The following is a 10,705-nucleotide window of genomic DNA, read 5'->3' as shown; positions in this document are numbered from 1 at the left end:
GGCAGAGAGAGAGTGCTTGTCTTTTAAAACATCCGGTCTTGTCTTTCCAGGCGTTTTAATAATCGCCAGAGGGCAAAGGCTGGCACCAATGATATTAATAACACAACCGCCGCCGCTACAAAATAATTATTTACAAACAATAGCGTGGCCGACAACACCAAAGCACAGGTAAATAAAACATAGTTGGTGCCCATTTGCATGGTACCCATTCGTCGCAGGAGGCGATCGGTTTCTGTGGATCTAACCCGGACTCGGATATCTCCCCGGTCTAGGCGATCGAGGCTGTCTTCAATGCGCCTGGGTAACCCCAGGGCACTATTGCCCACTTGCACCGCCTGGCGACCCAGTTCATCCATGATGTTACTGGCGGGGTTAAAACCATTGGAATTGTTCATAATTTGGAGAGCGAAGGGTTGGGCCACAGCCATGAAATTGAAATCCGGATCTAATCCTTTCCCCACTCCCTCCAGGGTCGAAAAAGCTCGCATCACAAAGGTGAAAGTGGCAGGAAAACGAAAAGGCTGATCGTAGGCAATTTCGTAAAGGTCGTCACTAATTTTAGTAATGGACTGTTCTTCAAAGGGTTTATCCATGAAGTTGTCCAATAAAAATTGCACCGATCGCCGGATGGGCCCCATATCTTCCGTTTCCTTGAGGGCTCCCAGGGCAACTAGGGAATTGACAATGCGCTCGGCATTTTTTTCCGCCACCCCAAACAGGGTATCCATGAGTTTGTTTTTTGTGTCCGGGGTGATTTCCCCCATCATGCCAAAGTCATAGAAAATCAAGGCTCCAGCTTCGGGGCTCACCGCCAAGTTACCAGGGTGGGGATCGGCGTGGAAAAAGCCATGGTTCAACAATTGGAACAGGTAGGCTCGGGCACCCAGTTGGGCTAGCTCTTTTCGTTCTAACCCCGCCGCTTCTAGGGCATCGTAATGGCTAATTTTAATGCCGGGCAAGTATTCCAACGTCAAAATTTGGGTGGAGGTGTAGCGCCAATAGACCCGGGGCACCTTAACCCAATCTTCCCCCCGGAAATTACGCCGAAAGGTGTCAGCACTGCGCCCTTCCCGGAGATAATCCGTCTCCTGCCAGAGAATTTTGCAACATTCGTCATAAATCCCGTTCCAGTCCCGCCCCCGGCCCCATTTGGGATGATTTTGGAAATATTGGGCAATTTTTTTCAGTATGGCCAGGTCAATGGTAAATAGTTTTTTCAGCCCTGGCCGTTGCACTTTCACCACCACATCTTCGCCCGTATGTAACTGGGCCTTATGCACCTGCCCTAAACTAGCCGCCGCCAGGGGCACGGGGTCAAAACTACGGTAGAGAGTGGCGATCGGTTTACCTAATTCCCCTTCGATAATGCTAGCGGCCTGTTCGTAGCTAAAGGCGGGCACTTCGTCCTGTAGTTTGGAAAGTTCCTCTACATATTCCGTCGGAAACAGGTCGGAACGGGTGGAAAATAGCTGGCCCACTTTAATGAAAGTGGGGCCAAGGCTGAGGAGATTTTCCCGAATCCATTTGGCCTGACGCCGCTGCCGTTGCTGGAGTTTTTCTTCCGTGTAGCCCCCGGCATAGCTCCATTTTTTGCCGTTTAACCAAAATTGATACAGCAAAGTCAGCACAAAGCCCCAAATATCGATGCGCCGCCGGGTGATGGAATAGTTACCCCGATTCCAACGATACCTCCCCTCCGCTTCTAGGGGCGATCGCCGTTGAGGAGGTGGGGAATTGGAATAGGATGCTGTAGGCTCAAGCTTAGTGGATAGGGCAGACACACTGATATTAAGAAAGGGCTAAATGGAAGATAGACAAGCGAACAAAAGTCAGACTTCGGAAACTGAGGATTCCTTTTCTTCAGATTCAGGGGAAAAATTAGGGGTTACATAGGTGCGACCACTGGTAGCTTCCCTCCGTTTTATGTCTTCGTACATTGCCTGTAAATCATGGTTAAATGACTCGGAGTAGGCTCGACGAATTCTGTGAATTTCTTCAACTATTTCATCCTTAAACATGGCTAATCTCCTAGAAGTTCATAGGGGGTACATAATATTGGTAGCTTGAAGCCAAAATCGCCACTTATTTGCGCCAACTTTTTTTGAATTTGAGCATTGGCAATATGCTTACAATTCCATGTTAGTAGGTAGTCAAGGCGCTGAACTGAAGCAATGGCAATATGAAGAGCATCAACATCAGCATCTGGAGGCAGGCTACTTTGGTTCAAAAACTTTATGGCTAGATCTGTAGCAGATTGCGTGGCAGGTAACAGGGTTATTCCCTTCAGTAATTTCAACCGCTCTGAGGCCATTTCAGGGTCCCCTTTAGAAACTTCTTCCACCACAAACTCAGAAGCATAAAGGCGAAAATCCGCTCTTTTTAGGCTCCACCACTCCCTGGTCACCCCTACGTTGGCCACCAAAATTAAATTCTGACTGGGCCTCGCAGTCAGGTAGCCAAAAATACTGGTTTCTAGGTAAACAGTTTCAGCCATGAAAGTTTGGTTAACCCTGGCTATCCCGGTAGGTTTTCAACTCAGACTTCAAGCTGGCAATTTCCGCCCGCAGTTTATCCAATGTTTCTTGCAACTCGTCAGCGGTTACGGGGCCATCTACAGTGGCGATCGCCGCCCCTTCCTGGGTGACATCATTGGCCGCCCGGGACTGTACCTCGGTGATGAACTGCCGGAGGTTTTCCCGTTGTTCCGCATCGAACTTGCCCAACTCGCTCAGGGCATTGGTGACGCCGTCTTCTACCTTTTCGCTGAGGACTTCGGCAAAGGCACGGCCGAGAAAAAAGGCCTGGAGGACTTGGTTTTGCATGGACTTTTTCTATGGTTGCATTTGTAAAGAATTATAACGTGCCCCACCCTGATTCTCATCCTCCCCCTGGGAATCTAAGTTCCAGTCCGGTTGGGGAGGGAAACCTTGCTCAGACCGGAACATTCCGCCGCCGTCCTGGGGTTCCGTAGGCACTGTAGGATCTGCATCTGTCACTACCCTAGGGGGAGCCGACCGTAGAGCCATGCCAAAGCCCATGCCTGCCGCCAACATAATACCCGCCGTGAACACAAGGGTTTGCCACAGGGGATGGGGAGCAAAAATACGCATACTATGAAGTTAACTATTTGCTAACTGTAAACAAAGGGTCAGCCTAGGCATCGGGGAAGGTGTTTTCAAAATCTTCGATCAAGTCATCTAATTCCGCCAAAGCTTGGGAAACGTCCAGGGAAAGGATGCCCAAGTTAGGTTGCTCCGCCAGGTCTTCGAGGAATTTACGCTTTTGTTTGATGGTCAGGATGCTTTCTTGCAAAGTAGTTTTATCCAGCATGGTGATTAAGGAAATTTAAGGGGTCACCTTTGATTTATAGCCCTTTTCAGCCGGGCTAACAATGGTGATATTCCCCCATCACCAGCGAATGCGGGGATCCACCAGTTGGTAAATTAAGTCCGCCAGGCTACTGAAAAAGACAATTAAAACCGCATAGAGAAAGGTTACTGCCATCACCACCGGGGTGTCACTGCGGTAAATGGATTCAATGAGCAACGCCCCAATGCCGGGTACCCGGAAAACCTGTTCCGTTACCAGGGCTCCGGTAAAAATGGTGGGGACATCCAAGGCAATCAGAGTGATTAGGGGTAAGGACGCGTTTTTCAAGAGGTGATTTTTGAGCATTCCCCAGGTACCTAAACCCTTGGCGTAGGCAGTGCGAATGTAGTTTTGGGGCAATTCTTCCAAGACCGCTGAGCGCACAAACCGGAGAATTACCGCCGACTGATAAAACACTAACACCGCCACCGGCATCAACAACTGGCGAATTTGTTCCCCCAAGCTGGCCATGCTATTCACTGCCAGGGTACTGTCGTAGATGAAGGGAAGCCACCCCAGTTGCACACTAAAAATGAGAATGAATAACAGCCCCGTTAAAAAAGTGGGCAGGGAAAAGCCCATTAAACTAATGCCGCTGATCAGAGGTTCCCACCATCGTCCCCGATAAATTGCCGCTATCACTCCCAAAGGAATGGCGATCGCCAAACTAATCAGGTAGGCAGTGCCCATTAACCAGAGGGTAGTGGGGAGTCGTTGGCCAATTAAATCCATGACCGGACTACGGCTGGTGAAGGAATACCCCAAATCCCCCTGCAAAAGACTCCAAAGCCATTTTAAATAACGGATCGGTAACGGTTGATCCAGCCCTAAACTGCGCCGCAAATTGTCCCGCACTTCCTGGGAAATAGACGGATTGGTGGCCAATTCCCCCAGGGGATTACCGGGAGCGAGGGCTAGCAAACTGAAAATTACTAAACTAATGCCCAACAGGGTAATGACGGCGATCGCCAAACGTTTGCAGATGAGGCCAACGGCGGGGGGCAAAGGGGGCATAGGTATGGACCACAAAGGAGAGCGCCAGTTTAATTAAGCACAAAAGGGGGAATTTTTTCCGTCACTGACAGCTTAGACTTTTGTGATAGGCTATGCGGAATAAATCAATCTAAGCTTAATTTTTCAGGGGATTGCCATGCGTGTGGGGCTGTTATTTGGTGGGTGTTCTGGGGAGCATGAAGTCTCAATCAAATCCGCCCAGGCGATCGCCAAAGCATTGGCCAGCGGGGATAACCAAACAAAATACCAAGTAACCCCCTTTTACATTCAAAAAAATGGCGTTTGGCTAGGGCCGGAAGCTTCCCAGAATGTACTAAATCAAGGTCTTCCCCTAGGCGATCAACTCGTTACGCCCCAACAACGGTGGCAATTTCCCTCCGCAGCAGCCCAAATGGATGTGTGGTTCCCCATTTTGCATGGCCCCAACGGCGAAGATGGCACAGTGCAGGGGCTATTTAGTTTGATGCAGGTGCCCTATGTGGGTAGTGGGGTGCTGGGCTCCTGTGTGGGCATGGATAAACTAGCCATGAAAATGGTCTTTGAACAGGCAGGCTTGCCCCAGGTGAATTACATGGGGGTGGAACGGGGGGAAATTTGGTCCAATCCCTGTGTTTTTCCCGCCCTATGCGACAAAATCGAAGCCCAGGTGGGCTATCCCTGTTTTGTTAAGCCGGCTAATTTAGGTTCCTCCGTCGGCATTGCCAAAGTCCGTAATCGCACCGAATTGGAGGTGGCCCTGGATAACGCCGCCAGTTACGATCGCCGCATCATTGTGGAAGCAGGTTTAACGGATATCCGGGAAGTGGAATGTGCGGTGTTGGGCAACGAAAATCCCCAGGCCTCAGTGATTGGCGAAATTACCTACGACAGTGACTTTTACGACTACGAAACTAAATACACCGATGGGCGCTCCCAAATGCACATCCCGGCCGATTTACCTCCGGAGGTGGTGAGTAAAATTCAGACCATGGCCATCCAGGCCTTTAAAGCCATTGACGCCGCTGGTTTGGGAAGGTTGGACTTTTTTTATCAACCGGCCACAGGGCACATTGTGATCAACGAAATTAATACCCTGCCCGGTTTTACCGCTTTTAGTATGTATCCCGAACTATGGCGAGCTTCTGGGGTAGAATTTCCTAGCTTAGTGGATCGATTATTGCAGTTGGCGGTGGCATACCATGGCCAGCCTAGTCAGTAAAAAACGGAATTTTTAACTCCCAAGCTTTATTAACAATCAATATGGCCCGTTTGTCCCAGGAATTGCAGGATTACTTTTTTAAGGAAGACCGTGGCCCAACGGTGAACCTGGCCCAGGTTTTGGCGATCGCCAAGGAGAAAATTTTTGGCATTGTCTTGGTTATTCTTTCCCTGCCCTCTGCTCTGCCTCTACCAGCCCCCGGTTACTCCACCCCCTTTGGGGTACTAATTTTTCTGGTGGCAATCCAACTTATCGCCGGTCGTCAGCAGTTATGGTTACCCCTGTCCTGGCAAAGCAAAACCATTAAAACCAGCAAAGCCCAAGGCATTGTCAAAGCCGGTGTGCCGTGGTTGAAAAGATTAGAGGCGATCGCCCACCCCCGCTTACCCTTCGTTTGCCAAAGTCGGCTGGGTCGAGTGCTCATGGGCGTTACCATTGGCTCCATGGCCATTTCCATGATGATTCCCATTCCGGGCACCAATACCCTGCCGGCCATGACTATTTTCATCACTGGTTTTGGTCTGCAGGAGGATGACGGTTTAATTACTGGGGCGGGGATGATCTTTTCCGTTTTGATTGGAGTGCTAATGGTGTCCGTGATTTATGTTTTCTTCAATGGTGGCATCACCATGATCGACATCATCAAAGACTGGCTAAAAATGCAACTGGGGGGAGCGTGAAAGGTGGGTTAGGCTTTTTCTAAAGGAGCCATGGTTAAGCCTTCCCGCCGTAGTTGTTGATGGTACAATTCCGCCTGTTCCTGGGGCCCCACCCACACCACAGCTAAACCATCGAAGTGTACTTGATTGGTCAATTCCCAAGCCCGATCGCCAGTCATGCCGGGGATATATTTAAGCAAGCAATCGGACACATGCTGGAAAGTGTTGAAATCGTCGTTCAGGACAATTACCTTAAAGTTGGGATAGGTTTTGCGGACTGTGCTAGTTAGGCGATCGGGGGTGCTGGTGGCGGCGTTGCTAATCACGACAGTAATCCGGTTGCTTGAAGACTATAGCCAAATTTTATCTTGATCCCCCAGTCAGATTCCGACAGAATTCCCCCCAATCAGCCCAGTGGGTTAACGAAAATTGAATGGCAGGCCAATCTACCAAATCCACTTTAATCATTGGTTACGGTAACACCCTGCGAGGGGACGATGGCGTGGGGCGTTACTTAGCTGAAGAAATTGCTCGGCAAAACTGGCCCCATTGTCGTGTGATTTCCACCCACCAACTGACGCCGGAATTGGCCGAGGCGATCGCCGCTGTGGAGCAGGTAATTTTTATCGACGCCCAATGGCACCAAGACCAAAGTTCACCGTTGGTGCAATGCCAACCATTGTATTTACCGCCGCCGGAGCAACTATCTGGGGAACTGGGACACCGGGGCAATCCGTTGGAGTTGATGGCCCTGGCCAAAATTCTCTACGGCGTTGAGGTGCAGGCTTGGTGGATATTGATTCCGGCCTTTACCTTTGATTATGGGGAGACCTTATCCCCCCTGACCGCCATGGCCCAAGCTGAAGCCTTAGCCAAGATCCGCCCCTTGGTACTGGGGGAAATATAAAGCCAGGGGAAACTCGGAATTGAAGAGTTAGGCTTCTACGGCCACAGCTTTAGCTTTTTTCTCTTTTTCGGGTTTTTCCGGGGTGAGCTTAATGCTCAAAAAGCGCATCACATTGTCGTTAAGACGCATATCCCGCTCAATTAAAGCAATCTGCTGGCCCTCACCGTTGAAGTTAAACAAAACATAGATGCCATCGTTGAAGCGACGGATTTGGTAGGCGAGGCGACGTTTGCCCCAGACTTTGACCGAAACCTCTTCGGCGGCGTTGTTGGTCAAAAATTCTTGGTATTTGGTAACTTCTTGGCTGACCCGTTCTTCGTTGAGGTCGGGGCGGAGAATTACCATCAGTTCGTAACTATTCACAAGCACATGACTCCTTATGGACTTTAGGGCTTAAACTCAGGCGTGGAGCAGCGACCACCATAGTCAGCATTGGCCAGTCCCCACCGGGAGAACCGTCACCACCGCTAAACCCATGGCTAGCTGACACCAAAGTTTGAGTAAAAGCAAGGATCTTTTATCATACTCGTTAGGGTGGCCGGGGAGCTAGGGGTCAATGTCACAGTTAAACCCTAACCACTAGCCTATCCTTGGACTCACATCCTGCTCCAGCTTTGACTTTAGACAAAAGTTGAGCATTGGCTGTCCCCCTAATCACTTTCTTTGACACCACTATGGTCCAACGCTACGTTCGTATCCAGGCTGACTCTGGCACCGTCCATTATGGTTTGTTCCAATTGGATCACAGTGTGATTTTGTTAAGTGCGGCACCTTGGTTGGGGGGTCAAGCCCTAGATACGGCTGTCAGTGAAGGGGATTACCACTTATTGGCTCCCTGTGAGCCTTCTAAAATTGTGGCGGTGGGGCGCAATTACCGGGCCCATGCGGCGGAATTGGGTAACGATGTGCCAACGGAACCCCTCTTGTTTTTCAAACCTCCTTCGGCGATCGCCGCTGACCAGGAAGCCATAGTTTACCCTCCCCAATCCCAACGGGTGGACTACGAAGGGGAATTGGCAGTCATTATTGGCAAACAGGTGAAAAACATTAGCGAAGAAGAAGCGGTTGGTGCCATTTGGGGCTACACCATTGCCAACGATGTTACGGCCAGGGATTTGCAACGACAGGATTCTCAATGGACGAGGGCAAAAGGCTTTGATGGTTTTTGTCCCCTGGGGCCTTGGGTGGTGCGCCACATTGATCCGGAAGCCCATCTGGAAACCACTGTTAATGATGAGGAAACTCCCCGGCAAGCCACGGCTATCAGCGATATGGTGTTTGCGCCCCCTGTGTTGGTGAGCTACATTTCCCAGGTGATGACCCTCTACCCCGGCGACGTAATTTTGACCGGCACCCCGGAAGGCATTAGTTCCTTGCAAGTGGGGGACAAAGTAGAGGTGGAAATTGAGGGCATTGGCAATTTAACCAATACCATCATTGCGCCCCCTTTACCTGACCCAGAGTTACCGGAAACGGTGGAGTTGGAAGCCGATGGCTAACTATTAACTGCCCGCCGTTCCTGTCCCTTGTTGACCGAAAATTTTTCCCTGCCCATGAGTGAACCCAACCTTAACCCCGCCTACACCCTCGACCAGGCGATCGCCAATTTGCAACAAACGGAAGATGCCAGTGCCCGTTACTATGCGGCCTGGTGGATTGGCCGTTTTCGGGCCGCCCAACCGGAAACCATTGCCGCTTTGTTAGTAGCCCTGGAAGATGAGACTGATCGCTCCCCGGACGGTGGTTATCCCCTACGACGCAATGCGGCTAAAGCCTTAGGAAAATTAGGCGATCGCCAGGTGGTGCCAGCTTTAATCAAAGCATTGGACTGTGAAGATTATTACGTGCGAGAGTCCGCGGCCCAGGCCTTGGAAGGCTTGGGGGATAACCGGGCCATAGAGCCTCTGGTGGGCAAATTAACAGGGGGACTAGAAGCGGCCCAGCTTGTGGAGGGTAAACCCCATTTAATCCAACCCTATGAAGCAATTATCGAAGCCCTAGGTGCTCTCTGTGCCATTGAATCTATTGGTTTAATTGAGCCGTTTTTAGATCATTTTTCCCCGAAAGTTCAATACGCCGCCGCCCGAGCCCTATTCCAATTAACCGGGGATAACCACTACGGTGATCTCCTCATTACCGCCCTGGGGGGAGCAGAACTACAACTACGGCGTTCCGCCATGATGGATTTAGGCGCCACTGGCTATTTATCCGGTGCCCACGCGATCGCCAAAGCCTTTGCAGAAAATAGTCTCAAGTTAATTGCCCTGCGAGACCTGTGGGCTGCCCATCAGCAAAAGCAAGAATGCTCTGAGTCCAAGGCGCTCAGTCCAGCCAGCAGAGAAATTCTAAATTTAATGGATAGTTTGCTTTAACGTTCTCCTGCCCCCCAAATTTGGGTTAGGCTGTCGATAATTTTTAGGTTAATCCGAGGGACTCTTCCAAAGAACCAATAACCACTTCCGCCACCTGCTGAATGCGGAAACGACAGGCTAGAGTCTCAGTGGAGTTGAAACTGCCATTTTCCCAAAATTTATTACTGCCAGCACCGCCGCCACATAGGCCGAAATAGTCACAGGTTTGGCGACATTTTTCTACCCCCTCGGTCATGTCATGGTAGATGCACTGAAATTTTTCCGTTTGACAGACAGATTCAAAGGAATCCGTTAACACATTCCCAAAAATAAAATCACCGTACTGGGGCGTTTTAATGGCCAATAATTCTGGATCAAAGGTGGAAAAATTGCCCTGGTGGTCAATGCTGACAATGGCAAAGGGACGATTCATATCCGTATGATCGAGGCGGTCTTCAGTGTAAATTAGGTTACATAAACATTCAAATTCCCGCACCCGAAACTCTGGCTCGCTAGAGCTGGTCAATTGCCAAAATCTTTCCAAAAATTGTCTATATCTTTGCAAAGTCCCCTCTTTATTAAGGGAAGATTCCGTATTAATGCCTTCCGTTTCTTCCATATTAAACCCCACATCTAGTAGATTATGATCCCGGAAAAAATGGAAAATTTCGTCAGGATAATCTAAGGACTCCTCCGTTAAAACGGCAATGACACTATGGCAAATATCGTTTTTTTGTAACCATTCAATGCCCCGCATGGTGGCGGCATGACTACCCCGCCCCGTTCTGGTTTTACGGTGTTTATCGTGGAGGAAAGCGGGACCGTCGAGGCTAATGCCCACATGGACAGGATATTGTTTAAACAAGTCACACCAAGCTTGATTGATTAAAATGCCATTACTTTGAAAAGAGTGGTCAAACCACAACTGGTGGTGATTATATTTTTCGCCGTAGGCCTCAATCTGGGCAAAGGCTTGGCGGTAAAATTCTAGTCCAGCGGCCAATGGTTCCCCTGCATGCCAACAAAGACTAAAGTTACTAGTGGTGAATGGGCTGGCAAAAATTGCCTGCATAATTGGCTCCAGCAGTTCCAAGGGCAGATGGTTTTTTAAATGGCGATCGGGTAGGTAACAGTAATCGCAATCTAAATTGCAGTAGGAAGTGGGTTGAATAATAACTAAAGTAGTGGGACCAAATTTAGTTATATC

The 10,705-nt window shown here is 49.7% G+C and carries 15 protein-coding genes; 5 read left to right on the top strand and 10 right to left on the bottom strand.

The window, feature by feature from the left end; genetic code table 11:
- Positions 1-23: 23 nt before the first annotated feature.
- The 7 genes from IQ219_RS10295 to IQ219_RS10265 all read right to left on the bottom strand — a co-directional run bounded on the left by IQ219_RS10295 (position 24) and on the right by IQ219_RS10265 (position 4,383).
- Complete coding sequence (locus IQ219_RS10295) at positions 24-1,781, bottom strand: AarF/ABC1/UbiB kinase family protein (RefSeq protein WP_194072532.1); 1,758 nt, start codon at positions 1,779-1,781, stop codon at positions 24-26.
- A gap of 48 nt (positions 1,782-1,829) precedes the next feature.
- Positions 1,830-2,018 (bottom strand): hypothetical protein, encoded by a 189-nt coding sequence (locus tag IQ219_RS10290; RefSeq protein ID WP_190599754.1) that lies wholly within the window; start codon positions 2,016-2,018, stop codon positions 1,830-1,832.
- A gap of 2 nt (positions 2,019-2,020) precedes the next feature.
- Positions 2,021-2,494, bottom strand: a complete 474-nt coding sequence (locus tag IQ219_RS10285) for a type II toxin-antitoxin system VapC family toxin (protein WP_194020739.1) — start codon at positions 2,492-2,494, stop codon at positions 2,021-2,023.
- A 10-nt stretch (positions 2,495-2,504) separates the two neighbouring features.
- The gene (locus IQ219_RS10280) at positions 2,505-2,822 is read right to left on the bottom strand and encodes a DUF6825 family protein (protein WP_190599756.1); all 318 of its coding nucleotides are present in this window, start codon (positions 2,820-2,822) and stop codon (positions 2,505-2,507) included.
- Between the two features lie 9 nt (positions 2,823-2,831).
- Positions 2,832-3,110: a hypothetical protein gene (locus IQ219_RS10275; protein WP_190599757.1), complete on the bottom strand. Its 279-nt coding sequence runs from the start codon at positions 3,108-3,110 to the stop codon at positions 2,832-2,834.
- Positions 3,111-3,153: 43 nt separating this feature from the next.
- Positions 3,154-3,330: a hypothetical protein gene (locus IQ219_RS10270; RefSeq protein WP_190599758.1), complete on the bottom strand. Its 177-nt coding sequence runs from the start codon at positions 3,328-3,330 to the stop codon at positions 3,154-3,156.
- 78 nt (positions 3,331-3,408) lie between these two features.
- On the bottom strand, positions 3,409-4,383 hold the full coding sequence (locus IQ219_RS10265) for an ABC transporter permease (RefSeq protein WP_228016920.1): 975 nt from the start codon (positions 4,381-4,383) through the stop codon (positions 3,409-3,411).
- 136 nt (positions 4,384-4,519) lie between these two features.
- Between IQ219_RS10265 and IQ219_RS10260 the strand changes: the two genes are divergently transcribed.
- Together IQ219_RS10260 and IQ219_RS10255 are read left to right on the top strand one after the other, a co-directional pair.
- Positions 4,520-5,581, top strand: coding sequence for a D-alanine--D-alanine ligase family protein (locus IQ219_RS10260; RefSeq protein ID WP_194072531.1), 1,062 nt, complete (start codon positions 4,520-4,522; stop codon positions 5,579-5,581).
- 41 nt (positions 5,582-5,622) lie between these two features.
- A complete protein-coding gene (locus tag IQ219_RS10255) occupies positions 5,623-6,261 on the top strand; it encodes an exopolysaccharide biosynthesis protein (RefSeq protein ID WP_194072530.1) in 639 nt (212 codons plus the stop codon).
- An 8-nt stretch (positions 6,262-6,269) separates the two neighbouring features.
- Here the strand turns inward: IQ219_RS10255 and clpS are convergent, their stop codons facing one another.
- Positions 6,270-6,566, bottom strand: a complete 297-nt coding sequence (gene clpS / locus IQ219_RS10250) for an ATP-dependent Clp protease adapter ClpS (protein WP_194072529.1) — start codon at positions 6,564-6,566, stop codon at positions 6,270-6,272.
- A 107-nt stretch (positions 6,567-6,673) separates the two neighbouring features.
- Between clpS and IQ219_RS10245 the strand changes: the two genes are divergently transcribed.
- Complete coding sequence (locus tag IQ219_RS10245) at positions 6,674-7,147, top strand: hydrogenase maturation protease (RefSeq protein WP_194072528.1); 474 nt, start codon at positions 6,674-6,676, stop codon at positions 7,145-7,147.
- Positions 7,148-7,174: 27 nt separating this feature from the next.
- On the opposite strand, the gene rpsF is transcribed toward IQ219_RS10245, so the two are convergent.
- Positions 7,175-7,516 (bottom strand): 30S ribosomal protein S6, encoded by a 342-nt coding sequence (gene rpsF / locus IQ219_RS10240; protein ID WP_010872311.1) that lies wholly within the window; start codon positions 7,514-7,516, stop codon positions 7,175-7,177.
- Between the two features lie 305 nt (positions 7,517-7,821).
- Here rpsF and IQ219_RS10235 point away from each other — a divergent pair, with 305 nt between their 5' ends.
- Together IQ219_RS10235 and IQ219_RS10230 are read left to right on the top strand one after the other, a co-directional pair.
- Positions 7,822-8,646, top strand: a complete 825-nt coding sequence (locus IQ219_RS10235) for a fumarylacetoacetate hydrolase family protein (protein ID WP_194072527.1) — start codon at positions 7,822-7,824, stop codon at positions 8,644-8,646.
- A 54-nt stretch (positions 8,647-8,700) separates the two neighbouring features.
- Positions 8,701-9,519, top strand: coding sequence for a HEAT repeat domain-containing protein (locus tag IQ219_RS10230; protein ID WP_194072526.1), 819 nt, complete (start codon positions 8,701-8,703; stop codon positions 9,517-9,519).
- A 43-nt stretch (positions 9,520-9,562) separates the two neighbouring features.
- Here IQ219_RS10230 and grrM read toward each other — a convergent pair.
- Positions 9,563-10,705 (bottom strand): cyclophane-forming radical SAM/SPASM peptide maturase GrrM/OscB (gene grrM / locus IQ219_RS10225; protein WP_228016918.1); only part of this gene is annotated, 1,143 nt, incomplete at its 5' end.

It is taken from the genome of Synechocystis sp. LEGE 06083 (genome assembly GCF_015207725.1).
GTDB lineage: Bacteria > Cyanobacteriota > Cyanobacteriia > Cyanobacteriales > Microcystaceae > Synechocystis > Synechocystis salina.
This window is presented reverse-complemented; position numbering and strand designations above follow the sequence as displayed.